Annotated in this window: 30 protein-coding genes; 16 read left to right on the forward strand and 14 right to left on the reverse strand. The window is 71.6% G+C overall.

Annotation, left to right across the window (positions count from 1 at the left end):
• Window positions 1-552, reverse strand: a complete 552-nt coding sequence (locus ACFQLX_RS13810; RefSeq protein ID WP_386414807.1) for a Uma2 family endonuclease — start codon at window positions 550-552, stop codon at window positions 1-3.
• Window positions 553-865: 313 nt separating this feature from the next.
• Entirely contained in the window at window positions 866-1,195 is a 330-nt protein-coding gene (locus tag ACFQLX_RS13815) for a deoxyxylulose-5-phosphate synthase (RefSeq protein ID WP_386414808.1), read from the reverse strand.
• A gap of 206 nt (window positions 1,196-1,401) precedes the next feature.
• Here ACFQLX_RS13815 and ACFQLX_RS13820 point away from each other — a divergent pair, with 206 nt between their 5' ends.
• Together ACFQLX_RS13820 and ACFQLX_RS13825 are read left to right on the forward strand one after the other, a co-directional pair.
• Window positions 1,402-2,802 (forward strand): glucose-6-phosphate dehydrogenase, encoded by a 1,401-nt coding sequence (locus ACFQLX_RS13820; protein WP_386414809.1) that lies wholly within the window; start codon window positions 1,402-1,404, stop codon window positions 2,800-2,802.
• Between the two features lie 161 nt (window positions 2,803-2,963).
• A complete protein-coding gene (locus ACFQLX_RS13825) occupies window positions 2,964-3,428 on the forward strand; it encodes a pyridoxamine 5'-phosphate oxidase family protein (RefSeq protein ID WP_386414810.1) in 465 nt (154 codons plus the stop codon).
• Window positions 3,429-3,447: 19 nt separating this feature from the next.
• On the opposite strand, the gene ACFQLX_RS13830 is transcribed toward ACFQLX_RS13825, so the two are convergent.
• Window positions 3,448-3,933, reverse strand: coding sequence for an NUDIX hydrolase (locus ACFQLX_RS13830; RefSeq protein WP_386414811.1), 486 nt, complete (start codon window positions 3,931-3,933; stop codon window positions 3,448-3,450).
• Window positions 3,934-4,271: 338 nt separating this feature from the next.
• On the opposite strand from ACFQLX_RS13830, the gene ACFQLX_RS13835 reads away from it, so the two are divergent.
• Window positions 4,272-5,234, forward strand: a complete 963-nt coding sequence (locus ACFQLX_RS13835; RefSeq protein WP_386414812.1) for an endonuclease/exonuclease/phosphatase family protein — start codon at window positions 4,272-4,274, stop codon at window positions 5,232-5,234.
• Between the two features lie 279 nt (window positions 5,235-5,513).
• On the opposite strand, the gene ACFQLX_RS13840 is transcribed toward ACFQLX_RS13835, so the two are convergent.
• The 4 genes from ACFQLX_RS13840 to ACFQLX_RS13855 form a co-directional block, all read right to left on the reverse strand.
• The gene (locus ACFQLX_RS13840; RefSeq protein WP_386414907.1) at window positions 5,514-6,005 is read right to left on the reverse strand and encodes a YfbM family protein; all 492 of its coding nucleotides are present in this window, start codon (window positions 6,003-6,005) and stop codon (window positions 5,514-5,516) included.
• 80 nt (window positions 6,006-6,085) lie between these two features.
• The gene (locus ACFQLX_RS13845; RefSeq protein ID WP_386414813.1) at window positions 6,086-6,550 is read right to left on the reverse strand and encodes a hypothetical protein; all 465 of its coding nucleotides are present in this window, start codon (window positions 6,548-6,550) and stop codon (window positions 6,086-6,088) included.
• Window positions 6,551-6,866: 316 nt separating this feature from the next.
• Window positions 6,867-7,271 carry a GNAT family N-acetyltransferase gene (locus ACFQLX_RS13850; protein WP_386414814.1) on the reverse strand — a complete coding sequence of 135 codons (405 nt, stop codon included), beginning with the start codon at window positions 7,269-7,271 and terminating at the stop codon, window positions 6,867-6,869.
• Window positions 7,272-7,377: 106 nt separating this feature from the next.
• Window positions 7,378-7,644: a hypothetical protein gene (locus tag ACFQLX_RS13855; protein WP_386414815.1), complete on the reverse strand. Its 267-nt coding sequence runs from the start codon at window positions 7,642-7,644 to the stop codon at window positions 7,378-7,380.
• A gap of 373 nt (window positions 7,645-8,017) precedes the next feature.
• Between ACFQLX_RS13855 and ACFQLX_RS13860 the strand changes: the two genes are divergently transcribed.
• Both ACFQLX_RS13860 and ACFQLX_RS13865 read left to right on the forward strand, forming a co-directional pair.
• Window positions 8,018-8,971 (forward strand): hypothetical protein, encoded by a 954-nt coding sequence (locus tag ACFQLX_RS13860; protein WP_386414816.1) that lies wholly within the window; start codon window positions 8,018-8,020, stop codon window positions 8,969-8,971.
• A gap of 178 nt (window positions 8,972-9,149) precedes the next feature.
• The gene (locus tag ACFQLX_RS13865) at window positions 9,150-9,689 is read left to right on the forward strand and encodes a zinc finger domain-containing protein (protein WP_386414817.1); all 540 of its coding nucleotides are present in this window, start codon (window positions 9,150-9,152) and stop codon (window positions 9,687-9,689) included.
• A 147-nt stretch (window positions 9,690-9,836) separates the two neighbouring features.
• Here the strand turns inward: ACFQLX_RS13865 and ACFQLX_RS13870 are convergent, their stop codons facing one another.
• Window positions 9,837-10,745, reverse strand: coding sequence for an RpnC/YadD family protein (locus ACFQLX_RS13870; RefSeq protein ID WP_386414818.1), 909 nt, complete (start codon window positions 10,743-10,745; stop codon window positions 9,837-9,839).
• 347 nt (window positions 10,746-11,092) lie between these two features.
• On the opposite strand from ACFQLX_RS13870, the gene ACFQLX_RS13875 reads away from it, so the two are divergent.
• The 4 genes from ACFQLX_RS13875 to ACFQLX_RS13890 all read left to right on the forward strand — a co-directional run bounded on the left by ACFQLX_RS13875 (window position 11,093) and on the right by ACFQLX_RS13890 (window position 14,222).
• Complete coding sequence (locus ACFQLX_RS13875; RefSeq protein WP_386414819.1) at window positions 11,093-11,614, forward strand: isochorismatase family protein; 522 nt, start codon at window positions 11,093-11,095, stop codon at window positions 11,612-11,614.
• 106 nt (window positions 11,615-11,720) lie between these two features.
• Window positions 11,721-12,116 carry a hypothetical protein gene (locus tag ACFQLX_RS13880; RefSeq protein ID WP_386414820.1) on the forward strand — a complete coding sequence of 132 codons (396 nt, stop codon included), beginning with the start codon at window positions 11,721-11,723 and terminating at the stop codon, window positions 12,114-12,116.
• Between the two features lie 91 nt (window positions 12,117-12,207).
• The gene (locus ACFQLX_RS13885) at window positions 12,208-12,897 is read left to right on the forward strand and encodes an HAD family hydrolase (protein WP_386414821.1); all 690 of its coding nucleotides are present in this window, start codon (window positions 12,208-12,210) and stop codon (window positions 12,895-12,897) included.
• Between the two features lie 83 nt (window positions 12,898-12,980).
• Window positions 12,981-14,222: a GNAT family N-acetyltransferase gene (locus tag ACFQLX_RS13890; RefSeq protein ID WP_386414822.1), complete on the forward strand. Its 1,242-nt coding sequence runs from the start codon at window positions 12,981-12,983 to the stop codon at window positions 14,220-14,222.
• A gap of 336 nt (window positions 14,223-14,558) precedes the next feature.
• Here the strand turns inward: ACFQLX_RS13890 and ACFQLX_RS13895 are convergent, their stop codons facing one another.
• On the reverse strand, window positions 14,559-15,050 hold the full coding sequence (locus ACFQLX_RS13895; protein WP_386414823.1) for a hypothetical protein: 492 nt from the start codon (window positions 15,048-15,050) through the stop codon (window positions 14,559-14,561).
• A gap of 434 nt (window positions 15,051-15,484) precedes the next feature.
• Between ACFQLX_RS13895 and ACFQLX_RS13900 the strand changes: the two genes are divergently transcribed.
• Window positions 15,485-16,051 carry a phosphohydrolase gene (locus ACFQLX_RS13900; RefSeq protein ID WP_386414909.1) on the forward strand — a complete coding sequence of 189 codons (567 nt, stop codon included), beginning with the start codon at window positions 15,485-15,487 and terminating at the stop codon, window positions 16,049-16,051.
• Window positions 16,052-16,133: 82 nt separating this feature from the next.
• Here the strand turns inward: ACFQLX_RS13900 and ACFQLX_RS13905 are convergent, their stop codons facing one another.
• Together ACFQLX_RS13905 and ACFQLX_RS13910 are read right to left on the reverse strand one after the other, a co-directional pair.
• On the reverse strand, window positions 16,134-16,457 hold the full coding sequence (locus tag ACFQLX_RS13905) for a hypothetical protein (protein ID WP_386414824.1): 324 nt from the start codon (window positions 16,455-16,457) through the stop codon (window positions 16,134-16,136).
• Window positions 16,458-16,579: 122 nt separating this feature from the next.
• Window positions 16,580-17,122 (reverse strand): hypothetical protein, encoded by a 543-nt coding sequence (locus ACFQLX_RS13910; RefSeq protein WP_386414825.1) that lies wholly within the window; start codon window positions 17,120-17,122, stop codon window positions 16,580-16,582.
• A 452-nt stretch (window positions 17,123-17,574) separates the two neighbouring features.
• Here ACFQLX_RS13910 and ACFQLX_RS13915 point away from each other — a divergent pair, with 452 nt between their 5' ends.
• The 6 genes from ACFQLX_RS13915 to ACFQLX_RS13940 all read left to right on the forward strand — a co-directional run bounded on the left by ACFQLX_RS13915 (window position 17,575) and on the right by ACFQLX_RS13940 (window position 19,930).
• Window positions 17,575-17,757 (forward strand): type II toxin-antitoxin system Phd/YefM family antitoxin, encoded by a 183-nt coding sequence (locus tag ACFQLX_RS13915; protein ID WP_386414826.1) that lies wholly within the window; start codon window positions 17,575-17,577, stop codon window positions 17,755-17,757.
• A gap of 71 nt (window positions 17,758-17,828) precedes the next feature.
• The gene (locus ACFQLX_RS13920) at window positions 17,829-18,101 is read left to right on the forward strand and encodes a type II toxin-antitoxin system prevent-host-death family antitoxin (RefSeq protein WP_386414827.1); all 273 of its coding nucleotides are present in this window, start codon (window positions 17,829-17,831) and stop codon (window positions 18,099-18,101) included.
• The gene (locus ACFQLX_RS13925) at window positions 18,098-18,346 is read left to right on the forward strand and encodes a type II toxin-antitoxin system RelE family toxin (protein ID WP_386414828.1); all 249 of its coding nucleotides are present in this window, start codon (window positions 18,098-18,100) and stop codon (window positions 18,344-18,346) included. Before ACFQLX_RS13920 ends, ACFQLX_RS13925 begins: the two co-directional genes overlap by 4 nt.
• A gap of 139 nt (window positions 18,347-18,485) precedes the next feature.
• Complete coding sequence (locus ACFQLX_RS13930; RefSeq protein WP_386414829.1) at window positions 18,486-19,028, forward strand: hypothetical protein; 543 nt, start codon at window positions 18,486-18,488, stop codon at window positions 19,026-19,028.
• Between the two features lie 90 nt (window positions 19,029-19,118).
• Complete coding sequence (locus ACFQLX_RS13935) at window positions 19,119-19,544, forward strand: GNAT family N-acetyltransferase (RefSeq protein ID WP_386414911.1); 426 nt, start codon at window positions 19,119-19,121, stop codon at window positions 19,542-19,544.
• The gene (locus tag ACFQLX_RS13940) at window positions 19,541-19,930 is read left to right on the forward strand and encodes a RidA family protein (RefSeq protein WP_386414830.1); all 390 of its coding nucleotides are present in this window, start codon (window positions 19,541-19,543) and stop codon (window positions 19,928-19,930) included. The genes ACFQLX_RS13935 and ACFQLX_RS13940 overlap by 4 nt, the downstream gene beginning before the upstream one ends.
• A 34-nt stretch (window positions 19,931-19,964) precedes the next feature.
• Here ACFQLX_RS13940 and ACFQLX_RS13945 read toward each other — a convergent pair whose 3' ends face one another.
• The 3 genes from ACFQLX_RS13945 to ACFQLX_RS13955 form a co-directional block, all read right to left on the reverse strand.
• Window positions 19,965-21,341: an NAD(P)/FAD-dependent oxidoreductase gene (locus ACFQLX_RS13945; protein ID WP_386414831.1), complete on the reverse strand. Its 1,377-nt coding sequence runs from the start codon at window positions 21,339-21,341 to the stop codon at window positions 19,965-19,967.
• Between the two features lie 225 nt (window positions 21,342-21,566).
• Window positions 21,567-22,265 carry a response regulator gene (locus ACFQLX_RS13950; RefSeq protein WP_386414832.1) on the reverse strand — a complete coding sequence of 233 codons (699 nt, stop codon included), beginning with the start codon at window positions 22,263-22,265 and terminating at the stop codon, window positions 21,567-21,569.
• Window positions 22,262-23,677, reverse strand: a complete 1,416-nt coding sequence (locus ACFQLX_RS13955) for a sensor histidine kinase (protein ID WP_386414833.1) — start codon at window positions 23,675-23,677, stop codon at window positions 22,262-22,264. The genes ACFQLX_RS13950 and ACFQLX_RS13955 overlap by 4 nt, the downstream gene beginning before the upstream one ends.
• Window positions 23,678-23,681 lie beyond the last annotated feature (4 nt).

The following is a 23,681-nucleotide window of genomic DNA, read 5'->3' on the forward strand; positions in this document are numbered from 1 at the left end:
TCACGCGTACGGCTTGAGGACCGACAAGTCCAGAGCGAAGTCGAAGGGGGCCGGGATGCGCATCTTCTCACCGAAGGCGTGGTCGTTGCGGTTGTGGTACCTGCCGCCGTCCGGCTCGGAGAAGAGGGTCGCCTCCGAGGTGCGGGCGTCCACGATCAGGTAGAGGGGGATGCGGGCCGCCGCGTAGTCGCGGGTCTTTCCGTCCCAGTCGTTCCACGGGTTGGCCGGCGAGACGATCTCGACGGCGATCAGCGCGGCATCGGCGGGGGCGGTACTGCCCTCCCCTTCCATGATCTCCACCGGCAGGTACGTCAGGTCCGGGTTGCGCACCATCGCGACGTAGGGGGACTCGAGGTCGGTGTTCCCGGTGTCCACGAAGCCGGGCGGCACGTACGCGTCGAACTGGCGGCGCACGTGGGCGAGGTTCAACTGGTGGATGTTGGGCGGGGACGCCTGCATGATCACGGTCCCGTCCGTGTACTCCACCTTCACGTTCGGGGGCGCGATGCGCCGCGCCTCCCGCACGAGCTCACGATGCCGGGGGTCGATCATCGGGACTCCAAGGGGGTGGACGGCATCGACAGCGGGGACCGCACCTGTGTGGTGCTCCGGCCCTCTGTCAGGGTATTCACCTGTCGGGGTTTCCGTTCAGCCCGTACCGCAGGTCGATACCGTGCAGGAGGGCGGGGGTCAGCAGAAACGGGATGCACCGGAGGCATGTACCGACCCGAGGCTTCGGGCGTACGGGCCGAGGACGGGGGCGGGGGCGGGGGCCGTCGACGTCGACGTCGAGGAAGACCATGGGCGGCGCGGAGGCGATCGCCCTCTCACCGTACTGGCGTTCGGGGTGTCGGGGATGTGTCCGTTACGGCAGCTCGTGCATGGTGAGTGCCGTCGCGATCGGGAGGCCCGTGCGCTGGGCGTGCGTCAGTCGTTCGCGGACCTCGTGCAGGGTGCGGGGGCGGTAGCCCGGGCCGCCGCAGCAGCTCTTGTGGAAGCGCACGCCCGCGTTCAGCAGCACCGACAGGGTCCGCCACGCGGCCGTGTCCCGGCGCCGGGGGGCGGCGAAGGCCGAGCCGACGTGGATCAGCGGCTGCGTACAGCGCGGGCAGCGGCGCTCCCGGGTGGTGTCGTAGGGCTGCTTGTACGAGGCCCGGCACGGGAGGCAGACGTACGAGGTCTTCGAGGGGGGCATGCGGGCAGCGTAGGCAGGCGGCGCGCGGGGGACAACGCGTTTTCGCCCGGGCCGCGCCGCGCGGAGCGCTCCCCGTCCAGCCCCCACGACTCGCGCACCCCCCGCCCCCGGGGCAGCATGGCTACGACGACAGCCCTGCCCCAGCCGACCCGTCCGCCCCACGCGGCCGCAGACGGGAGCGGCGTGCGTGACGAGGAAGCGGTGCCATGCCGAGCCGATGGGAAGCCGACGCTCTGGTGATCTTCGGGATCACCGGTGACCTCGCGCAGCGGATGACGATTCCGGCGCTCTACCGGCTGGAGCGCCGCGGGCTGCTGGACGGGCCGATCATCGGGGTCGCGGGCAGCGAGCTGACCGACGCGGAGCTGGTCGTACGGGCCCGCAAGTCCGTCGAGGAGGCCGGCGGGCCGGTGATCGACGCGATCTTCGACCGGCTCGCGGGCCGGATGTCGTACCTCTCCGGCGACGCCACCGACCCCGCCCTCTACGAGCGCCTCGCCCGCATGCTGACCGGCCGGCGGCGCCCGCTGTTCTACCTGTCGATGCCCCCCTCGCTCTTCGGGCCGATCGTGGAGGGCCTGGGCACCGCGCGGCTGACGGCGCAGGCGCGCGTCGCGGTGGAGAAGCCCTTCGGGCACGACCTGGCCTCCGCGATCGAGCTGGACCGCCAGCTGCGGCAGGTGCTGGAGGAGGAGCAGATCCTGCGCGTCGACCACTTCCTGGGCAAGGAGCCGGTCATCGAGCTGGAGTACCTGCGCTTCGCCAACACCGCGATGGCGGAGCTGTGGCAGCGCGGGCGGGTGGAGTCCATCCAGATCACCATGGCCGAGACGCTCGGCGTGGGCAGCCGCGGCACCTTCTACGACAAGGTGGGCTGCCTGCGCGACGTCGTACAAAACCACCTGCTGCTCGTCCTGGCGCTGGTGGCGATGGAGCCGCCGGTCGGGCCGAGTGCGAAGGACCTGTGGGACAAGCGGGTCGAGGTGCTGCGGGCGATCCCGGCGGTGGAGGTCGGCAACTACGTGCGCGGGCAGTACGCCGGCTACCGGCAGACCCCCGGGGTGGCGCCGGACTCCACGACCGAGACGTACGCGGCGCTGAAGCTGGAGATCAACAACTGGAAGTGGGCAGGCGTGCCCGTCTACATCCGCGCCGGCAAGCACCTCCCCGTGAAGGACACCGAGGTGCGCCTCATCCTGAAGGAGCCGCCGCGGCTGGGCTTCATGCCCGACCCGCGCCGCGTGGAGCCCAACCAGATCGTGGTGCGCATCGACCCGCTGGCGGGGATGCGGCTGCAACTGTGCGCGCTGGGCGAGTCCGACGAGTGGCGTACGGTGCCGCTGGACACGATCTTCGCGCGGGAGTTGGGACCCGCGATGCCGCCGTACGAACGCCTGATGCTGGCGGCGCTGACCGGCGACTCGCGCCCCTTCGCGCGCCAGGACGCGATCGTGGAGAGCTGGCGCATCGTGCAGCCGCTGCTGTCGTACCCGCCGCCGGTGCACCCCTACCCGGTGGGCTCGTGGGGCCCGACGGAGGCGGACCGGCTGGTGGCGGGGAGCCTGCCGTGGCAGGCGCCCTGGGTGCCGGAGGGGGAGTCGGCGTAGGGGCGGCTTGCGGTACGGGGCCGGGGCGGGGCTGCGGCTGTCACGGCAGCTGCAGTGCGTGAGGCATGAGGTGTCGCCCCTGGTCAGCCTGCCGGGGTGCGTGCGGGCACAACTCGACCATCCGGAAGACTGGTTACGGGGCATCCCCCTAGGTTGGATGGATGACACCTGAGACCGCTGCCCTTGACCCCCGCCGGCTCGCCCGCACCCTTGTCGCGGAGAACTCGTACCTCACGCTCGCGACGGCTGCCGGCGATGGATCGCCGTGGGCAACCCCGGTCTGGTTCGCCGCCCGTGAGCTGGACGTGTTCGTCTGGGCATCGAAGCCCGGCGCGCGGCACTCGTGCAACATCGCGGAGAACTCCCGGGTGTCGCTCGTCATCTTCGACTCGAGCAGGGCGCCGGGTGAAGGGAGCGCGCTGTACGTCTCCGCCCGTGCCGAGCTTGTCGACGACGCGACGTTCGAGGATGCGCTCGCCGTCTACAACGCGAAGTCGGTCGAACGCGGACTGGGCGAGTGGCACCCGGCGAAGCTGCGCGAACCCGCCAGGCACCGCCTCTACCGCGCTGTCACGGTCGAATCGTTCGTGCTCGACGACCACGACGAGCGGATCCGGGTCTCGTAGCTGTCGGTCACCCACGACGTCAGAGGCCCAACTCGACGGGCTCGAGCGGGACTCCGTCCTTCAGCAGGGCCGTCAGGAGGGCGGGGAGGCCGCGGGGTGCGAAGAGGTCCGGGCCTTCGTACGCGGCGATGTCCGGGATCGTCCACCAGCGGAACTCCGCGATGTTCTCCGCGGCCAGCTCCTGCGGTGTCAGCGCGCCCGCCGGGTCGAAGGGCGGGGTTCGGACGAGGTAGTAGTCCTCGACGATCCCGTCGTAGCCGCGCGCGTGCCCCGCGGCCAGCACCCGCCGGTGCCACACCCTGGGCGGGGTGTCCGCGAGTGGCAGGCCGATCTCCTCGCGCAGCTCGCGGCGCAGCGCCTGGGTGGGGCTCTCGCCCGCCTCGACGCCGCCGCCCGGCGTCGCCCAGACGTTCCTCCCCGGCAGGGCGAACCGGCACAGCAGCACCCGGTCCGCCTCGTCGAGCACCACCGCGCGCGCTGCGTGCCGCAACCTCGGCTCGGGCATCCTGTCTCCCACTCCCTCTCCACCAGAGCCATCCGGAGGGCCTCTTCGGACGGTCGAGCGGCGCGGCGCGGGCTCGACGCCGTGCCTAGTCCGCGGTGATCCCCCAGTAGCCTATTTCCGAAGGGCGGCCGTCGCGATAGAGCACCGTGCAGTTCCCGCAGGCACGGTCAAGATCAAACAAGCCCTCAGAAGCTCAGATGCCCTGCCGGAGGCGGGTGGCGATCACCGAACTCCTCCGTGGGATCAGAGCGGCGGTGCAACCGGCCGCCGCTCGACCGCGTCCCCCAGCCGAGCCGGTGATCATCTTGTCGGCGGAGGACAGAGGGCGGGGTGGCGCGATGGCGCGGGTGTGGGGGCTGTGGGGGCGGTGGGGGCGGTGGAGTTGCCGGGCTGCGCTCGCCGGGGCGGCCGCGCTGCTCGTCGTGCGGTTGGCGGGGCTGGACGCGGGGAGTGTGCTCGCGTCGGTCGTCGTCTTCCTGCCGTACGCGGGGGTGCTCGCCGCGGTGGTGCTGGGGACGGTGCTCGCCGTGCCGGCGTTGCGGGCGCGGGGGTTGGCGGGCGTGGCGGGGGTCGTGGTGGTCGCGTACGTGGTGCTGCTGGCGCCGCGCTTCGTGGCCGATGGGCGCGAGGTCCCGCCGGGGACGCCGGAATTGAGGGTCGCCACGCTCAACACCGACGGCTCCGGCGCCGATCCGCGCGCCCTCGTGGACCTCGTACGACGCGAGCGCATCGACGTACTGGCCGTGGAGCAGCTGCCGGCCGACGGGGTGGCGGCGCTGGAGCGGGCCGGGCTGGGGAAGCTGCTGCCGCACCAGGAGCTGCACCCCGAGTACGACTCCTCGCTCTACTCCCGCCTGCCGCTGTCGCGCGCCGGCGTGACGCGGATCGACACCGCGTGGCCGCAGACCACCGCCGAGGTCACGGTCGGCGGGCGGCGTATCCGACTCGTGGCCGTCCACACCTACTACCCGCTCGGCGACCCCCAGCGCTGGACGCGCGACCTGGAGGCGCTCGCGGGGCTGGCCGGCCCGGACACGGTCCTGCTGGGCGACTTCAACGCCTCCCTCGACCACACCCCGATGCGCGCTCTCCTGGCGGCGGGCCTGCGCGACGCCCACACCGAACTCGGCCACGGCTGGCCCCGCACCTGGCCCGCCGACCACCCCCTTCTCCCACCCCTCCTCCCCCTGGACCACGTCCTGCACGGCCCCGGCCTGGCGGCCCTGGACACCGCCGAGCACACGGTGGCGGGGACGGGGCATCGGGCGGTGGTGGTGGGGCTGGGGGTGGTGGAGGGGTAGGGGGCCTCGCTGCGGGCTGTCCCCGGGAGGCGCCGGTCAGCGCGGTTCGTACGAACTCGGCTGGCCCCGAGGGCGAGCAGGTGCCCTGCTTGCGAACAACTCCACCCGCGACAGCGCCACCCTCGGCCTCCCGACACGACCATGACTACAGCCACGGCCCCCGACAGGCCGTGATCGCTGGATCACACCCTGGCGTGACAGCCGAACGGAGCACCCGCATTCACTCGAAAGCGGGCGAGGCGCATCCCAGGACGCACCGGAGCAACGCGCGGAACGGACTCAGTCGAGCCAGACCAGCACGGCCTCGCCCGCATGGGCCGCTGCCCCGAAGAACGGAGCCAGCGGGTCGAACCACCCGCGCACCCATTCGAGAGCACCGGCCTCGTCCCAGTGCTGCGGATAGATCTGCGCGGCCGTCAGCTGAGCGGGATCAACATCGCGCACCAGGTCGTCGAAAGGCAGCCGGGACAGAGCCTGGGCTGCGAGCTTGACCTGGTCGGTGTCCAGGTACTTCGCCGGCCCGTAGCCCCAGTCCTCGTCGGTGAACGCCTGCTCGCCATGAACGATGTCCACGGGGAACCCGGCCCGCTCCAGGAGGAAGGCGACGGCGTGCCACGCCTTGTGGGTCGTCAGCTGCCGGGCGTCCGCAGGGGCGACGTCGTTGACGCCATCGCTCTCCATGACCTCCTCGACGTACTCGAACGCCCACTCCGGATCCTCGATCGCCCGTTCCAGCTCGGCGACGGTCACGCGCAGGTACTCACCATTCATACTCACCAGCGCAGAGTACGAGGGACCACTGACACCGCCGTCCGGGAGCCCCGCCCAGCAACTGGAGCCAGATCAACTTGCTACAACCTGGAGCCCGAACTACCTGCGGCAGCGGTCCCCAAAGAACCTGCTAGAGACAACCCTCCCGCCACAGCCACCAGCATCCAGGTCTGCGCGGTCAGCCGGGGCAAGCGCCAACGAGCCACCCGCTCAAGCGGGACGCGGGCAGCCCTCTCCGCCTGCCGTTCCGCCGCGTCCCTGACCGGCACCGCCTCGGTGAGCGCCGCTGCGAACGCGCGTACCGCCGGGGCGCTGGCGCAGCGCACAGCGTGGTGCGCGGGCTGGTCGCCCGGCGCGGCCGTCAGTGTCACCCGCAAGGTGCGATCGCCACGTCCGGCGATCTCGACGCGCGCTATCGCGCTCAACGGAATCCGACGGAGTGCGCCGCCCTGCTCCAGTACGAACGCATCGCCGTCCAGGCGCGCCCGTGTCCCGCTCCGACCGTGCAGGATCAGCGGCGAGGCCGCGCTTTTGGAGACCGCCATCAGCGCATCAACTCCCGCAACGACACCGCGCCCTGCCCGGCGACGCGCTCTCGAAGCTCCGGCCGCACTGGCGCCAGGATGGGTGCGACCCCTGCCATCATCCGTCGCCGGGCCTCAGGGCTCCGCAGGGACGTATCCGCGCCGATCACAGTGCCACCGTAGAACACCGACGGCAGCAACTGACCGTACTGCAGGCGAACTTGCCCATACAGAAGCCCGAAGGGCGCCCATCTTGCCTGTCGCGCCTGCCTGTTGCCGCCGAAGGCGGGCAGAGTGGCGACCTGCCCGGGCGGAGATCCGCCCCTCGGCGTTGCCCTCATCCCGCCAGCGCGATCAACCCCGCCGCCGTCTCCCGGAAGCCGCACGTCTCGACGTAGAACGGGCGCAGGTGCTCCTCGAAGTCCACGTGCAGCCAGGTGCAGCCCGCCGCCCGTGCGCCGCGCGCCGCCGCCTCGACCAGCGCCGTGCCCACGCCGCGCGAGCGGTGGTCGCGGGCGACGACCGTGTCGAGGACGAAGGCGTGCGCACCGCCGTCCCAGGCCACGTTGACGAAGCCGACCAGCGTGCCGTCCCGCGTCCGCGCGCACACCCAGCCGAGACTGTGCCGCCGCACCCGCCCGAGCCAGTCGCCCTTCCCCACCGGCCCTCCGAAGCCGTCGGCGTGCAGGGCGTTGAGCGCGTCGTTGTCGAAGTCGCCGCGCCAGGTGCAGGTGATCGTCATGCGGCGATCGTACGAACTGCGGCCTCGCATCGGCGCTTCCAGGCCGCTGGGTCGATCGCGGTCGTGGCCCCCGCGTGTCAAGTGGGCCGCTGCGGATACCGCGGCGTCAGTCCTGCGGCTCCTCGGCCCTGCGCCTGCTCGTCTTCGTGGGCTCCCGCAGCGGGGGCACGCCGTGCTCCCGGGCGATGCGGCGGATGTGCTCCGGGGTGAGCCCGGTCTCGACGGAGACGGCGCGGGGCTTCAGGCCGGCGCGCAGGGCGGCGGCGATGGCGGAGTGCAGGTCGCCGCGGGCTTCGTCGGTGGCCTTCTTGGCGCGCTCGTAGCGGAACGTCGCTGCCTGCAGGCGGACCACTGGTTCCTCCGGATCGGGCATGGGTTCATCGTGCCACAGCCACGTCCGGGTGAATCGCCTCGCCGAAACAGCCATCATGGATATTCGGATCGTGGGCGGCCTATACGGTGATTAAAGGGTGATCGTTCATCGTGTGGCGATGCGCGCGCCCCGCATAGCAGGCCCGCCCCGTTCGATGAAGTAAGCATCGACAGGGCGGGACTTGAGACTCCTCCCATGAACGGCAACCCGGGCCATCGCTTGCAGGCAGACCCCGGATGCCGCCTCACGAACTGAAAGGCGCCATGAGCAGTTTCACACGAGCAGCCACGGTCACGCAGCCAACTGGCGCACACCAAGGCGCCGCCCCCACCCAGGAGGTCGCCCGATGAGCGGATTCATCCGCCGGGGCCCGATGGCCGCCGATGCCTTCGAGGCGCACTTCACCCGGATCTCCAACGCGCTCTTCCGGGACCCCCGCCTGTCGTTCAAGGCGAAGGGGATCTTCGGTCTGATCTCCACCCACCGGGACGGCCACGAGGTGTCCGTCGAAGCCCTCGCCGAGTGCGCACCGGACGGCGTCAAGGCGGTCCGGAGCGGCCTCGGAGAGCTCGAATCCCTCGGCTACCTACAGCGCCGACAGGGCCGCCGGGAGGGTCAGTTCACGCCCGTCGAGTACGTCATCACCGACATGCCCCACGGGCTCACCATCACGATCCCCGGCCCTCGAGAATCCTCGCGAAACCCCAGCTCACCACCGGACGCCCCAAACCGGCATGCCGCTGAACGGCACGCCGTCGAGCGGGATGCCGTTGAACGGCACGCCGCTGATGGCCCGTATAAGAAGACCAATTCCTTTAGGGAGAAGACCAAAGGCGAGAAGACCAGTTCATCGTCGGGGATCGCCGCCGAGAGCCCGCCGCCCGCAGGTGTCGAGGCGGCTGCGCCGCCCGACGACGGCGACGGCGAAGCCGAGGCCCGTCCCGACGTGGAGCAGGTGTGCACCGCACTCGCCGACGCCGTCGAGGCCAACGGCAGCCTGCGGCCCTCCGTCACCGGACGATGGCGCACCGAGGCCCGCCTGATGCTCGACAAGGACCACCGCACCCTCAGCCAGGTCCTCACCGCGATCTCCTGGTGCCAGAACGACCCCTTCTGGCGCAGCAACATCCTGTCGATTCCCAAACTCCGCGAGAAGTACGACCAGTTGCGCCTCGCCGCCCTCCGCCAGCAGCAGGCCCCGCCTGGCCTCGGAGGCGGCATCCGGCAACCGGCTCCCGGTCGGCTGCTCCCCGGCACCGACACCACGGTGGCCGGGTGGCTGGACATCGCGGCCAAGTACGCGCACGCAGCGGAGGCAAGCCGGTGAACGTACCCGAAGCCGCCGAACTGCTCGCGCACTGCTCGGCGTTCGACAACCGCCGACCCTCCGAGGCCGCCGCAGTGGCCTGGGCCGCCGCGCTGCACGACCTCCCCCTCGACGAGGACACCCGCGCCGCCGTCGCGGCCTACTACACGACCCCGCCACCCGACCCGAGCGCCCGCCTGTGGCTCCAGCCCCACCACGTCCGCGCTCCAGGATCCGCGGCAGGCGGCTGGAGAACTTCCGCTACGAACCCGCCGACCACGACGAGACGATCCCGCAGTACCTGGCCCGCTACCGCGGCCAGGTCCACGCCGCCGCCTCCGGCCGTATCGCACCACCTGCCCACCGGGACGCCCTGGCGAGCGGACCCGCCCAGGATTCCGCCCGCGAACTCGACGAGCGCGTCCGGAGGGTGGGCCGTACGCTGCCCGCCACCGGCGCGGAGAGCCTCGCCGACCAGGTACGCCGCTCCGGCCCGCTCGGCGCCGCGTGCCCCACCTGCCGGGCCGCCGTAGGAGGCCCCTGCAAGGCCCCGGGAGGCAGACGCCGCACCACGCCGCACCTCGCCCGTACGCGCGCCTCGGCCGGAGAGCGTCGCCTCGCCCCTGCCCAGCGGACGGCTGCGGAGGACCGTATCCGCGCCGCATCGCAACGGGCGCTCGACCGCCTCGGCACCCGGCCTGCGGAGAAGACAGGTGAGCCCATGGCGGACCGGAGGTGACGATGGCCGCCTGCGTGCGTGTTCGTGACGGCGGGGCGGCGGGGCGGATACCTGCCACAGCGGTTCGTTCCGCGCCTGCTGGATCCAACGCCGCCCACCCCGGTGAGCTGCCGGGGAAGCCGGCCTCAGTCCGGGCCCGGCGCGCCCTCACTCCTCGGCGAACAGCTCCTGCGCCGTCGCCACGGTGAACGCCCGCTCCAGCCAGCGGTCGAGTACGTCCAGGTCGGCGCACCCCGCGACCCGCTCGCGCACCTCGTCGGAGACGATCACGTCGCGGTTCGCCAGCAGCATGAGCACCATGCGCCGCCGCTCGGACACCCGCCCCTCGGCCTTGCCTTCCGCCTTGCCGTCCTCTTTGCCCTCGAGATACGTCTCCTCGATCAGCGTCCCGCGCCCCGGGAAGTACGTACCTGACATCAGCTGCCTCCAGACAGTCCGGGCCGGGGTGTCTCCCAGGCCGATCTCCAGCATTTCCGAGTAATACCGCACGGACTCCGGATCGGCGGTCCCCAGCGCCTGGGCCACTGCCTCCAGTATGACTCCCACGTCCCGGCTGCGGCCATGGGTGACGGCGGAGAACGCCGCCAGGGCCAGGTCGCGGGCCGCCTCCTCGGGGTCGGTGATCACCGGGACGTTGTCCGGACCGAGCACGAGCGGATGGACGAAGAGCGACGTCCACCCGTCCGTACCCAGCGGAAACGGCCCCGACGCCCACCTCGCGGTCGAACCGTCCTGGCAGACCACCAGCAGCAGCGCCGCGCAGTCGTACTTCGCCTTGAGGAAGCTCAGGTAGTACGCCCAGCTCACCGGCTTGTCCGCCGCCCGCCGCCCCTGTGCCTCGATGGCCAGCAGGAACGGCTCACCCGACGACGGCGCGATCCGCAGCACGCTGTCGACCCGGCGCTCCAGCGGCCGGATCTCCGTCGCGTCCGCGGACAGCACCTCCACCGTCGCCTTGTCCGGCAGCGGTACGCCGAGGATCCGGAACACGGGCGAGAGCAGCTCGGGCCGGTCCTGGAAGATGCGGTGTGACGCCTCATGACGCGATGTGACCATGCCGGGAGAGTAGGCATCAGGCGGCTGACCAGCACGGGGATTGCCCGGTCGTCCACACGTACGAGCGGATGATCACGTGGAGGATCCTTTCCGCAGGGTCGATCCGTGCTAGCGCATCACTCCGCCAGCACGATCAGGGCCGCCGTTGCCCCCGGAAGCCGCACGCCGTTAGGGAGAACGGGCGCCGGTACTCCCTCGACGTCCACGCGCATCCCGCATGCCTCGCCCCCCGTCGGCTGAGCACCGAGCCGCCGCGCCTTCCTGTACGCAACTCACGGCTCCCCCGGCGGTGTTGAAGGCGGCCTCCCTCCTCCCGCCCCTTGCCGAAGATCACGTATTCTCCCCTCATGACCACCCTCGACCCGGCCCGCACCGCGCTGATCCTCGTCGACCTCATGCCCCGCCTCATCGACCTCCCCCTCGCCCCGCGCCCCGGCGCCGAGGTGCTGGAGGCCGACTGCGCGCTGGCCGAGCGCTTCCGGGCGGCCGGGGCGCTCGTGGTGGCGGTACGGGTGGAGCGGCCGGGCGTCGATGAGCAGCCGCCCGGCAGCGAGCTGGACGAGCGGGTCGCGAAGCTGGCGGACGAGGTGGTAGTCAAGCGCACGATCGGCGGCTTCCACCGCACCGGCCTGCACGAACTCCTCCAGCAGCGCGACATCTCCACCCTCGTCCTCGCGGGCATCGCCACCAACCTGGGCGTGGAGTCCACCGCCCGCGCCGCCTCCGACCTGGGCTACGAACTGCTCTTCGCCGAGGACGCGATGACAGCCCTGACAGCCCCCGAGCACGAGGCGGCGGTGACACTGAACCTCCCGCGCTTCGGCACCGTGGCGACAAGCGCGGACCTCGCGCTCAAGGCGGCGGACTGAGCGGGGGCGAAGGCGCGGGGTAGCGGCTCAGGGAGCACTCGACCGCCGCAGTGCCGAACTGCTCTTCCAGGTTCCGGCAGCAACTCGAATGCTGCATCATCGAGCAGTGTTGCTCGAATTGGTGAAGGTCGCAAAGTTTCCCGGAAGTCCTTGGCTGGCGCATGTCCGGACTTCCTTCGGTCACATCGCGGTCCCATGGTGCGGGGATCCGATCGCGGAGCCCGGCGCGTACCACGTCGAGTGGACGATCGACGAGGACATCACCTGGGGGCGAAACGCCAGGCCGGCTGTCGGTACCGGTCCTGGGCTCCGGACCGGCGGCCACTGTGTAATCCTGCGGGGGCAGTTGAGCGTTACCGAGGACGGTGCTGCCCTTCTGAACCTGGACGGCACGAATATCCTGCTGGACCTTACCGATCCGCTGCCCGAAGAGGCCGCTCATACGTGGGTTGAGCTCTTCATCGAACGCGAGAAGGTCAGCCTCTACCCCTACGCACTCTGACCAGGGGGATCAGGTTCTGTCCGTCCCTCCCCCGCGCACACAGGCAACGCCGTCCGCACCGGACGCCGATTCGATGGCATGATCCCGACCCATGGATGAGCTGCCCTTCGACGCCGTGCTGTGTGACTTCGACGGGGTCGTGCACCTGTGGGACCCGGACGGGATGGCCTCACTGGATCGCGCCTGGGGGCTGGCGGAGGGCTCGCTGGCCGGTGCTGCGTTTCGTCCCGACCTCCTGGAGGAAGCCGTCACGGGCCAGCTCAGTGACGGGCAGTGGCGGGAGCGGGTCGCCGAAGACCTGGCCCGGGACTGTGGCTCCGGAGAGAGGGCCCGGGGGCTGGTCGAGGCGTGGAGCGCACTGACCGGCCGGGTGGACACGGACGTCGTACGGCTTCTCCAGACCCTGCGCCGGAGGGTGCCGGTGGTGCTGGTCTCCAATGCCACCACCCGGTTGGAGTCCTGCCTGGCCGCCCACGGGCTGGCCGAGTCGTTCGACGCGGTGCTCAACACCGCCCGGGTCGGGGTGGCGAAGCCGGACCCTCGCGTCTTCGACCTCGCCGCCCGGCAGGTCGGGGCGGATCCCGGCCGATGCCTGTTCGTCGACGACACGGCCGGGAACGTCTCCGCCGCCCGGGCGGCAGGCATGACCGCGCTGCACTACCGGCGATTCGGCCAACTCCGGGAAGCGGTCGCACCGCTGCTGGGACGTGCCTCATTCCGGTACGGGGCGGAGTGCGGCGTAGCGCCCGACCACCGCGAACGTGCTGTGACCCAGCCGTAATTCGCTTGCCCGCCTCGGGGTTGACGCTGCACTGTGGCGCGACCCCACGCGTCGTGGCGTCGGTATTCCGGAGGGCAGCAGCCATGGAGATCCGCTCCACGACCGACCAGGACCTTGAGGTCTTCGTCGATACGGTCTTTACCGCGTTCGGGCGCTTCCGGGAGTCACCTGCCGAGGGTGACGGGTTCTTGTGGTCGGCGTACGAAATGGACCGCAACCTGTTCGCTACCACGGCCGACGGGCGGCCCATCGGCACCACCGGTGCGTACTCCTTCGAGCTCACCCTGCCCGGTGGGACCGTCATCCCGGTCACCGGCGTGACCGCCGTCGGCGTGCTGCCCTCGCACCGGCGCCGGGGCGTGGTCAGCGCGCTGATGCGCCACCAGCTCGCCGGGCTGCGGGAGCGCGGGGAGGTCCTCTCCGTGCTGCTGGCCTCCGAGGCCACGATCTACGGCAGGTTCGGCTACGGGCCGGCGACCTACACGACGCGTCTGACAGTGCCCCGCCAGCAGGCCGCCCTCGCCGCCCCCCGGGCCCGTACGGCCGCCGGCACCGCGGTCGACACCGCGGTCGACGCCGCGCCCGGCTCCGTCGAGCTGCTGCGGCGCGCGGAGTGCGGCCAGATCCTGGAGGAGGTCTACGACCGCTACCGCCGCGCCCAGCCCGGCGCGCTGTCGCGGCCGCACCGCTGGTGGGCCTCGGGCGCGGGGCAGCCCCCGATCTCCCCGGCGCCGCGCTACGTCGCCGTCCACCGGGACGCCGACGGCGTACCGGACGGGTACGCCAGCTACTGCCTCGACGAGGCCGACACCCTGACGGTCGACGAGACCATCGCCACCGACGACGCCGTCTTCACCGCCCTGGCCCGGGTCGTCCTCGGCCATGACCTGGTCACCAAGGTCGTGTTCAAGCACGTCCCGCCCGGACACCCGCTGCGCTGGCAGCTCGCGGACTTCCGTGCCGGGCAGGTGAGTTACGACACCGACTGGCTGTGGGTGCGGCTGCTGGACGTCCCGGGGGCGCTGAGCGCGCGCGGCTGGTTCACGGACGGCGAGCTGGTCATCGACGTCGAGGACCCCTTCCTCGGCGAGCACAACCGCTACCTGCTGGCCGTCCGGGACGGCAAGGCCGACTGCGCCCCGACGGACCGCGAACCCGACCTGTCCCTGGACATCCGCGACCTGGGCGCGGTCTACCTCGGCGGCACGGCCCCGAGCACGCTCGTACGCGCCGGACACATCCGCGCCCACCACCCGGACGCGGCCGCCCTCGCCGACGCCCTCTTCCGCGGCGAGCGGGCACCGCACTGCCTGCACTGGTTCTAAATCTCGCTGCCCAGAAGGGGAGTTGACGCCGTTTCTCGGGCGCGGTGTGGCCGTGTGTCGCTGCCGGGTGGTCCGAACCTCGGGGTGAGGGGGTGGACGTCGGTGGCGTGCACGTGGTGGAAGCCGGTCCGCTGGGCGGCGCGGGTGCGCCGTCGACAGGTTCCGCGCGAGAGCCGCACCCGACCGGATCGAGAAAGGTCTTCCTCGTCGATCTGGTGGGGTGCGGGTACTCCATGACCTGGCACCGGCTGGACTGCTGCTGGTGTCTGGGTGTCATGCCCCGCCGGACGCTTGACCGAGCGCCAAAGTGGCCATGCCATCCGACGCGATCAGCGGTCAACTGGAGGGCGGAAGTCGATGTGGTGCGAGCCGAAGAGCTTCGGCCGTGACATCAGCGTCGACCTGCGCCGGTGTTCTGTCGCCGTATTCGAGGACGTCGTACTCGTCGTCCAGTTCGGCGAGTCGCTCAGCCAGTGCCAGTTCGTGTCCGAAGAGCTGGTGGACCCGGAAGGCCAGCTCGCGCGGCGTCAGCTCGCCGGCGAGCATCCGGGCGGCAAGTGCTCGTACGGCGGCTTCCTGTCCGGCAACACTGCCCACCGAGTAGAAGGTGAGGCCCAGTTCATCAAGTGCCGGGGGAAGGAGATCGGGGACGTCGTAATCCGCCTCCGCGCGCGTGCGCGCCGCCAGGATCCGCAAGGCAGGACTGTCGAGGCCGGCGACAAGTGCGTCACAGGCAGCAGCAACGACGTCGGTTGCGCTGATCTCGCCCATGCTCCAGAGAACGGCACGGTCCTGAAACTCGCGGGCAGCTGGTTCGGTCAACACCATCCACCCATCATCTCGTCAGTGGGTTGAGCAGGTCGAGCGCGGGTGATTGATCTGGCATTGGTCCAGTACGCCTCAGGCCCGCCAACCGCTCGATCTGCACCACGTCCTTGAGTCAGCCCTTCTCATCTCCACCGGTCCCTGCCCGACCACTTCACCTCGGACACTGGAGAAGCCGCCGAGGAGCACGCGATCGCCAGATGGCGCTTCCCTCCCCAAGCCCGAACCGTCCCAACCCTCGATGACAGTTGTCCGGAACCGGCAACGTGGGGCCGATGCGGTGGCCTTCGTCGGCGCCTGTGGGGCTTCGCCCTCGCCGCACTTCGCGGCGCCATCGGATCACCCGGGGACCTCAAGTGGTTCCCCTTGCAGGCAACAAGAGGGAATGCTGTACGTATCCTGACGCCGTGACGGCCAACACCCTCTTGTCGAGAGCCATGAGCGGCACTGCCGACCCGCCCCTGCTCCCCCTGCCGGATCGCGTCGCGGAGTTGCTGTCCGAGCTGGGCTGCCCGCCGCGGCTGGCAGCCCACCTCCGCGCCGTCCATGACGTCGCGCACCAGCTGGTCGACTGGGTGCAACAGCGCGACCCCGCCGTGGTCTTCGACCGCGAGTCGGTGCTCTTCGGGGTGGCCACGCACGACGTGGGAAAGACGGTCCACCTCGCCGAGCTCTCCGGGCCCGGGTCTGCGCACGAGGAGGCCGGACGCGCCCTTCTGCTCAGCCACGGCGTCAGCCCGCAGCTGGCGCGCTTCGCCGCGACGCACGCGTCATGGGGGGACGCGCGGATCGGCCTGGACGACCTTCTCGTCACCCTCGCCGACAAGATATGGAAGAACAAGCGTGTCCCCGACCTGGAAGACCTGGTCGTGGCCCGACTGGCCGATGCGAGCGGCCGAGCGCCATGGGAGGAGTTCCTCGCGCTCGACGAGTTTTTGACCCACGTCGGTGACGGGGCCGATCAACGCCTGGCGTTCCAGGCCTCGTTCCCGATCCACGGCTGAGGGCACGGCCCCGGCATGCGCCCGGCCGCCTGCGGGTCCTAGCAGACGAGGCCGTGTCGCGGGCCAATGCAGCATCCACCGGTCAGACGGGATCGGTGAACGAGATCGGTTTGCCGGTGGCCTGGGCGTAGGCGATCTCCCTGCCCGTGGACTCGCCGACATAGCCGCCCGGGTTGACGACCAGGACCCGATCGGCCAGGTCGATCTTGCGCAGGTGGAGGGCGTCCAGCGCGGTCTTCTGCTCGTCGGTGATCGACCCGTTTGCTTCGCGATCCTCGGCGCGCAGGAAGACGCCTGGCGCGACGACGATGGCGCCTGCGAAGGTCAGCTCACGGTTGGCCGCGCTCATCTCGTCCACGAACCGGGTGGAGCCGCAGATGCAGACAATCTCAGGTCGGTCGGACACGGCTCAGTCCTTCGGGTCGAACGGGACGCCGGCGTGCACGCGGCCCTCACAGACGGGCGTACGGGCCACCAGCTTACGCAGCGAGCGGAGCGACCCCACGCGGCTGCGGCCGAGGGCCGGTCTCACCTGCCGTAGCCGTCGTCGGGGAGGCTCGGGTCGATTGGGGGGCACTCGTGTTCGGTCATGCTCCACACGTTGACCTTGTTGAGGATCCAGTCGTCGAGCAGCGGCGAGTCCCGGCTCTCCCGAGCGGTGAACACGAGGCCCACCCGTACGTCCTCGGTCGGCGCCGTCTGCAGGGCCCGCTGATCGGTGAGGGTCTCGTACGCGACGACGTCCCATCGGCAGCCCCCGGCCCGCAGCGCGGCGGTCATCTCCGACTCGGTGATACGCGAGGCCACCGTGCGCGTCCGGTCGGGGCCGGGAAGCTCCAGCTCACCGCGCCACAGCGGAACGGTCAGGGAGCTCAGCATCCGGCAGCGGCAGAAGACCGTCTCCAGGCCCCCGAAGCAGAACCGGTGCGGCCAACGCCGCTTCGTACTGACCCGCCCGCTCGCCACAGGATCCCCGTAGGCAGCCGCGACATCCGCGAGGCGTACGCCATGCTGCACCGCGCCCAGCTTCCCCGTCGCCGCCAGAGCGGCCAACTCCCCCACCAGTTCCATACGCAGATCATCGCAGCGCGGACGACTGCGCTCGACGGCGCTCACGACCCGGACCTCGGGGGGAAGCGTCCGGTCCCACCCGGCTCTTACTCACAAGTCCGGTCCTGAGTACGGGCGTTGAGCGCGGCGTCCGAGGCCGCGCGGCGGCGCTGGGTCTCCCGCTCGGCCTCCTCGGCCGTGCGCGGGGGCAGGCCCGGCGGCGGCTCGGCGGGCGTCCTCCAGGCGCGCGGGGTGGGCGTCGGCCCGGATGCGGTGGCGGGCGTGGCGTTCGGCCAGCATCGCGACTCGTGCGTTGCCGCGCGTGCGGGAGTTCCGCCGCAGCCAGTCCATGGCGTCGAGGGTCAACTGGCACCTGGTTTTACGTACTTGACCGAGCAGATCGCGAACACAACTACCTTTGAATTGCACAACACGACTCAGTTGCACACTTGCTACGCATGTATCCTCGACGGATGGCCACGTCCGAAGAAGTAAGCATGGGAATCTCCGAAGCACGCGCCAACCTCACCGAGGTGATCACGCGGGTGCGGCTCCTCGGGGAGCGGGTCGTGCTCACCCGCCGCGACAAGCCGCAGGCCGTCCTCGTTCCGCACGAGTTCTACGAGCGGGCGCGCGCAGCGCTCGGCGAGGTGTGAGGGTCGCGGGATCGCGCCGCCGGCCGAGTGGAGCACCCCTGCCGACATGCATGCAGCTGTACACTTGATGCATGTCTGCTACGTATCCGATCGTCGACGCCCGCGCGAAGCTCGGAGAGCTGGCACGCCGGGCCGCGCAGCACGAGCACATCACCCTCACCGACCGCGGCGTGCCCGCGGCCGTGCTCATCTCGCCGGCGGAGCTGGCCGATCTGCAGGACGCGCTGGCCGTCGCCCGCCTGGAGCGTGATCGCGCACTGGGCGCCGTCGCCGAGCCCGTGCCGCACGCCGCCGCCCGCGCCCGCCTGCTGGGGGCGGCCGGTCTCGGTGAGGGCGACCTTTGACCTGGACGGCGACCTGGGAGCCGCGCGCGCTGGACGAGGCGGCCGGACACCTCACGCAGGACCCGACCGACGTACGCGCACTGCTCGCCGCGACCGACAGGCTCGCCGACGGCCCCGCCATCGAAGGCGCACGCCCCTGGGGTGCGCAGCACTACCGACTCCACCGCGGCCCCTGGCGCGTGCTCTACCGGGTGGACCACGCAGCGGCCACGATCCACATCGAACACATCGGCCGCAACGGCTGAACGCCGGGACGCCGCGCTTGCCCGTACGCAATTCGCGGACCACCCGGCGGGGTTGAAGGCAATCGACCTCCTTCCGCCCCTCCCCGAAGATCACGTACGTTCCCCTCAGGGCGGAGAGCCGGAAGGAATCACCGTTGGCATGAGCGACCGACCCATCGACGAGGAACCCGCTGAGCACCACCGCTACCGCAGCTACCTGCAGGACCTGGAGAACGTCTCGGAGGCGGACGAGACCGCCCTGATCTCCACCGTGCTGCACGACCCGGTCCCGTCGATGGCGGAGGCCGCGGTCACCCACCATCTCGAGTGCCGGGCTTCCGAACTGCTCACCGCCCCGGCGTTCACCACCTGGGCCCACAGCATGGCCATGGTCATCGGGGACCGCCCCTTCCTCGCCCGCCGTCTGCGCGAGTGGACCTTGCTCAGGGCGATTGCGCTGGATGAGCCGTGGACCGCCGAAGAACTCACCACCGCATCGGACTGGTTCCAACGCACGGCCTCGACCGCACACGTCGTCACCTCGACTCAGGCCCTCGGCCTTCTCGCCGAACGGGGACGAACCCGCCGCGTTCGCAACGCGGCAAACCGCCGGCTACGGCATCCGCACGAGACGGCGGACCAACCGGCGACCCCTCAGTCCGTACACGCCAGCCCCGCGCCCAGGGCACGCGGCGCTCGGTGAGGTGTGAGGGCAGACGGTCGCGCGGGAGTCGAGGGGCGGATTTCTGGGCGTGGCGAGTGTTGTTCTCGTATTCTGTCAGGTGTGAACTCCATTGACGATGCTTACGAGTTGCGCGTCGGCGTGCCCTCCGTCGCGGACTTCCGCCGGCTGCGCACCGACGCCGGCCTCTCCGACAAGACGCCCGAGGCCGTCGCCCTCGCCCTGCCCCGTACCTGGTACGGCGTGGTGCTCCACCACGCGGGCGAGCCCGTCGGCATGGGGCGCGTCGTCGGCGACGGCGGCACCGCGCTGCAGATCGTCGACATCTGCGTGCTCCCCGCCCACCAGGGGCGCGGCCTGGGCAAGCGCATCATGGCCGCGCTCACCGCGGAGTTGGAGCGGCGCGCGCCCGCCAGTGCGTGCGTCTCGCTGATCGCGGACGGGCCCGCGCGCTTCCTCTACGAGCAGTTCGGCTTCGCGGACACCGCCGGGCACAACTCCATCGGCATGGACCGGCAGATGGGCGCGGGCGCGTGAGCGGGCGGCGCGCCATCCTCAGCGGTTCGGTCTTCGAGGAGCGGATCGGCTATGCCCGCGCCGTGGTCGACGGCGATCGGGTGTACGTGTCGGGGACGACCGGTTTCGACTACGCCACGATGACGATCTCCGAGGACGTGGTGGAGCAGGCCGGGCAGTGCCTGCGCAACGTCGCCGCCGCGCTGGCCGAGGCGGGATGCACCTTCGCCGACGTGGTGCGGGTGCGCTATCTGCTGCCCGAGCGCGCGGACTTCGAGCCGTGCTGGCCCCTCCTGCGCGGCGCCTTCGGCGAGGTCCGTCCGGCGGCGACGATGCTGGTGTGCGGGCTGGCCGATCCCCGGATGCGGATCGAGATCGAGGTCGACGCGCGACGGCCGGCGGCGTAGGTACGTACCGACGCCGCCGGCCGTGGGCCGGGTCTCAGCCCGCGTGCTCGTGGGCGTGCGCGTCGTCGCCCAGGTACATCGCCACCGCCTTGCGCGTCTCCTCCGCCGTCAGGTAGACGTCCGTCAGCTCGAACTTCGTCAGCGTCTTGGGCTTGGGGAAGCCGATACGGACGAAGTCGTCGCCCGCGATGGCGTTCAGGGCCCAGTTGGCGACGGTGCGCACGCGCGCGGTGACCGTGCGCAGGGCCGCCAAGTGGTAGCCGCGTGCGACGAGTTGGGCGGGGAGGCCGACCAGCGGGATGCCCAGCGGCTTGGAGACGGCGTCGATACCGCCCAGGTCGACGACCAGGCCGAGGTCCTTGTGCTTGTAGGGCTTGAGCGGCTCGCCGCGCAGGGTGGCGACGACGTTCCTGGCCACCGCCCAGCCCTGGCGCATCGCGTGCTGCGCGGTGGGCGGGCAGATCGCGTCGCCGCCGACCGCGATGTCGGGGACGGCCGCCGCGTCGCCCAGGGCGAAGACGCCGGGCAGGCCCGGGACGGTCAGCTCGGGGGTGACGACCAGGCGGCCGCGGTTGGTGGGCGCGTCCAGGGTGGCGATCAGCGGGCTGGGGGCGACGCCGGCGGTCCAGATCACCGTGCGGCAGGGCAGGACGCGGCCGTCGGTGAGGGTGACGGTGTCGCGGGTGATCTCCTTGACCGACACCCCCAGGGCGACGTCCACGCCGCGCCGGCGCATGATCTCCAGGGCCTTCTCGCCCAGTTCGTCGCCGAGTTCGGGCATCAGCTTGGGGGCGACGTCGACCAGGTGCCACTTGATGAGGTCGGGGTTCAGGCCCCGGTAGGCCTTGGCCGCCGCGGTGGTCAGCCGCTGCAGGCAGGCGGCCGTCTCCGTACCCGCGTAGCCGCCGCCCACGACCAGGAACCGCAGCCGCGACTGCTGCTCCTCCAGGTCGGTGCTGGCGGCGGCGAGGTCGAGCTGGCCGATGACGTGGTCGCGGATCCACATCGCCTCGGCCAGGTTCTTCACCCCGACCCCGTACTCCTCCAGTCCCGGCACGTCGAACTTGCGCGTCACGCTGCCGGGCGCGAGCACCAGGTAGTCGTACGGCTCCACGACCAGCTCGCCGGTGATCTTCTTGACGACGACGGCCTTCGCGTCGGTGTCGATGCCCACCGCGCCGCCCGGCAGCAGCTCGGTGTGGCGCAGGATGCGGCGCAGCGCGACGGCGACGGCCTGCGGGGTGAGCACGCCGGAGGCGACCTGCGGGAGGAGCGGCAGGTAGAGCTGGTAGTCGAAGGGGGAGGCGAGGATGAGTCGGGCCTCGCCGGGCTTGAGGAGCTTCTGCAGCTTGTGCGCGGCTTCCATACCGGCGAACCCGCCGCCGACGATCAGGATCCGGGGTGCGGCCATCGTTGTCTTCTCCTGCGATCGGGTCCGGGGCGGGGCGGGGCGGGCGTCGGCCTGCACGGCCGGGGGCCCCGGCGTGCGGCTGCCCACCTCATCGTGGTCCACCGGCACCTGCCCCGCACGTCGGAGGCGTCCTTTCGTACCTCCCCCCTTCGCCTACCCGCGCACGCGGCGGCATGCGCGGCGGACCGGCCGGGGGGCGTCAGGCGGGGACATCAGGCGGGGACGTCAGGCGGGAGCGTCGGGCAGGTCGTCGGGGGTGAAGCGGTAGCCGACGCCCGGCTCGGTGATGAGGTAGCGGGGCCGGGAGGGGACGGGTTCGAGTTTGCGGCGCAGGTTGGCGAGGTGGACGCGCAGGTAGTTGGTCTCCTTCTCGTAGCGCGGCCCCCAGACCTCGTGGAGGAGCTGGCGCTGGGTGACCAGGCGGCCGGGGCTGCGCACGAGGGTCTCCAGCAGGTGCCACTCGGTGGGGGTGAGGCGGACCTCCCCGGCGGGGGTGCGTACGCGTTTGGCGGCCAGGTCGACGGTGAAGGCCGCGGTGGTGACGAGGGGCTGCTCCTCGGCGGGGGCGGCGCGGCGCAGGGCGGCGCGGATGCGGGCGAGGAGTTCGCCCATGCCGAAGGGCTTGGTGACGTAGTCGTCGGCGCCGGCGTCCAGGGCGTTGATCTTGGCGGTCTCGTCGTGGCGGGCGGAGAGCACGATGATCGGGGCGCTGGACCAACCGCGCAGGCTCTCGATGACCGCGATGCCGTCGAGGTCGGGCAGGCCGAGGTCGATGACCGCCAGGTCCGGTGCCGCGGTGGCGGCGGCCTGCAGGGCGGTGGCGGCGTCGGGGGCCGGACTGGTGCGGTAGCCGCGGGCGTTGAGGGCGATGGTCAGGGCGCGCAGCAGGTGCGGGTCGTCGTCGACGACGAGGATGCGGGTCATGGCGCTACGGGGAGGGTGATCGTCATGGTCAGGCCGCCGCCGGGGGTGTCGGTGGGGGTGAGGGTGCCGTGCATGGCCTCGGTGAAGCCGCGCGCGATGGCCAGGCCCAGGCCCAGACCCTGGTGGGTGGTGTGGTCGTCCAGGCGCTGGAAGGGGGCGAAGGTGCGTTCGCGCTCCTCGGCGGGGATGCCCGGCCCGTGGTCGATGACCGCCAACTGGACGGTGCCGGCCTCCCGTCGGGCGTGCAGGCGGACGGGTCGGCCGGGCGGGCCGGCCTGGAGGGCGTTGGTGACGAGGTTGGCGACCACGCGCTCCAGCAGGCCGGGGTCGGCCCAGGCGGGCGGCAGGTCGTCGGGGACGTCGACGTCCACGGTACGGCCCGGGGGCAGCGGGGTGTGCAGCAGCGCGGCGGCGGTGATCTCGTCCAGCGCGGTGGGGCGGGGGTGGACGCTCAGGGCGCCGGCCTGCAGGCGGCTGAGGGCCAGGAGGTTCTCCACCAGGTCTCCCATCTTGTCGGCGGAGGCGTCCACGCTGGCCAGCAGTTCGGCCTGCTGGGCCTCGGGGAGTTCCAGGTCGGGTTCGCGAAGGACGGAGACGGCGGCCTTGATCCCGGCCAGGGGGGTGCGCAGGTCGTGGCCGACGGCGGCCAGCAGGGCCGCCCGCAGCCGGTCGATCTCGGCCAGTTCCCGCGCGCGGGCGGCCTGGGCGGCCAGGCGTTCGGCCTGCAGCGCGCGGGCGGCGGCGGTGGCCAGCAGGGTGAGGAAGCGCGGGTCGGCGGCGAAGACCTCCGGCCCGTCGGCCACCAGCCGCAGCCCCTCCCCCGCCGAGGCCGACAGCGCGGGGCGGTCCGAGGGTGCCTCGCCCACGACGGCCACCGGGTGCTCGCCGTCGGGGCCGCTCTCCAGCAGGGCCGCGCCGGTCATGGCGAAGGTGTCCTGTACGTGGGCCAGCACCGCCGTCAGCGGCCCCTCCTCCAGCGGCGCCTCGGTGATACGGGCCAGCAGCGCGGCCTCGACACCGCTGCGCACCGCGGCGGCGCGCTGGCGGGCGGCCAGGTCGACCGCGACGCTCACGGTGGTGGCGACCAGTACGTAGACGGCCAGGGTGATGACCAGGTCCCGGTTCTCCACCGTCAGGGTGTGGAAGGGCGGCACGAAGAAGAAGTTGACCAGGACCCCGGAGGCCACCGCCGCCGCCAGCGCCAGCGCCAGGCCGCCGGTGGTGGCGACGAGGACCACCGCGGTGAGGTAGACCAGCACGATCGCGGCCAGCGACAGCGAGCCCCTGGCCGCCACCAGCACCGCGGTCAGGACGGCCAGACCCGCGGCGCTCGCGCCCACCGCCGCCCACCGCCGGCCCGTACCCGCGCGGCGCCGCCGCCCGTCTCCGCGCGCCGACTCCAAGCCCTTCACCAGC

It is taken from the genome of Streptomyces polyrhachis (assembly GCF_042663125.1).
Lineage (GTDB): Bacteria > Actinomycetota > Actinomycetes > Streptomycetales > Streptomycetaceae > Streptomyces > Streptomyces polyrhachii.

Bases quoted from the DNA above. Each gene is read 5' to 3' on its own strand.
- ACFQLX_RS13810 (WP_386414807.1), bottom strand. From the start codon at position 552: ATGATCGACCCCCGGCATCGTGAGCTCGTGCGGGAGGCGCGGCGCATC.
- ACFQLX_RS13815 (WP_386414808.1), bottom strand. From the start codon at position 1,195: ATGCCCCCCTCGAAGACCTCGTACGTCTGCCTCCCGTGCCGGGCCTCG.
- ACFQLX_RS13820 (WP_386414809.1), top strand. From the start codon at position 1,402: ATGCCGAGCCGATGGGAAGCCGACGCTCTGGTGATCTTCGGGATCACC.
- ACFQLX_RS13825 (WP_386414810.1), top strand. From the start codon at position 2,964: ATGACACCTGAGACCGCTGCCCTTGACCCCCGCCGGCTCGCCCGCACC.
- ACFQLX_RS13830 (WP_386414811.1), bottom strand. From the start codon at position 3,933: ATGCCCGAGCCGAGGTTGCGGCACGCAGCGCGCGCGGTGGTGCTCGAC.
- ACFQLX_RS13835 (WP_386414812.1), top strand. From the start codon at position 4,272: ATGGCGCGGGTGTGGGGGCTGTGGGGGCGGTGGGGGCGGTGGAGTTGC.
- ACFQLX_RS13840 (WP_386414907.1), bottom strand. From the start codon at position 6,005: ATGAATGGTGAGTACCTGCGCGTGACCGTCGCCGAGCTGGAACGGGCG.
- ACFQLX_RS13845 (WP_386414813.1), bottom strand. From the start codon at position 6,550: ATGGCGGTCTCCAAAAGCGCGGCCTCGCCGCTGATCCTGCACGGTCGG.
- ACFQLX_RS13850 (WP_386414814.1), bottom strand. From the start codon at position 7,271: ATGACGATCACCTGCACCTGGCGCGGCGACTTCGACAACGACGCGCTC.
- ACFQLX_RS13855 (WP_386414815.1), bottom strand. From the start codon at position 7,644: ATGCCCGATCCGGAGGAACCAGTGGTCCGCCTGCAGGCAGCGACGTTC.
- ACFQLX_RS13860 (WP_386414816.1), top strand. From the start codon at position 8,018: ATGGCCGCCGATGCCTTCGAGGCGCACTTCACCCGGATCTCCAACGCG.
- ACFQLX_RS13870 (WP_386414818.1), bottom strand. From the start codon at position 10,745: ATGGTCACATCGCGTCATGAGGCGTCACACCGCATCTTCCAGGACCGG.
- ACFQLX_RS13875 (WP_386414819.1), top strand. From the start codon at position 11,093: ATGACCACCCTCGACCCGGCCCGCACCGCGCTGATCCTCGTCGACCTC.
- ACFQLX_RS13885 (WP_386414821.1), top strand. From the start codon at position 12,208: ATGGATGAGCTGCCCTTCGACGCCGTGCTGTGTGACTTCGACGGGGTC.
- ACFQLX_RS13890 (WP_386414822.1), top strand. From the start codon at position 12,981: ATGGAGATCCGCTCCACGACCGACCAGGACCTTGAGGTCTTCGTCGAT.
- ACFQLX_RS13895 (WP_386414823.1), bottom strand. From the start codon at position 15,050: ATGGTGTTGACCGAACCAGCTGCCCGCGAGTTTCAGGACCGTGCCGTT.
- ACFQLX_RS13900 (WP_386414909.1), top strand. From the start codon at position 15,485: ATGAGCGGCACTGCCGACCCGCCCCTGCTCCCCCTGCCGGATCGCGTC.
- ACFQLX_RS13910 (WP_386414825.1), bottom strand. From the start codon at position 17,122: ATGGAACTGGTGGGGGAGTTGGCCGCTCTGGCGGCGACGGGGAAGCTG.
- ACFQLX_RS13915 (WP_386414826.1), top strand. From the start codon at position 17,575: ATGGCCACGTCCGAAGAAGTAAGCATGGGAATCTCCGAAGCACGCGCC.
- ACFQLX_RS13920 (WP_386414827.1), top strand. From the start codon at position 17,829: ATGTCTGCTACGTATCCGATCGTCGACGCCCGCGCGAAGCTCGGAGAG.
- ACFQLX_RS13930 (WP_386414829.1), top strand. From the start codon at position 18,486: ATGAGCGACCGACCCATCGACGAGGAACCCGCTGAGCACCACCGCTAC.
- ACFQLX_RS13945 (WP_386414831.1), bottom strand. From the start codon at position 21,341: ATGGCCGCACCCCGGATCCTGATCGTCGGCGGCGGGTTCGCCGGTATG.
- ACFQLX_RS13950 (WP_386414832.1), bottom strand. From the start codon at position 22,265: ATGACCCGCATCCTCGTCGTCGACGACGACCCGCACCTGCTGCGCGCC.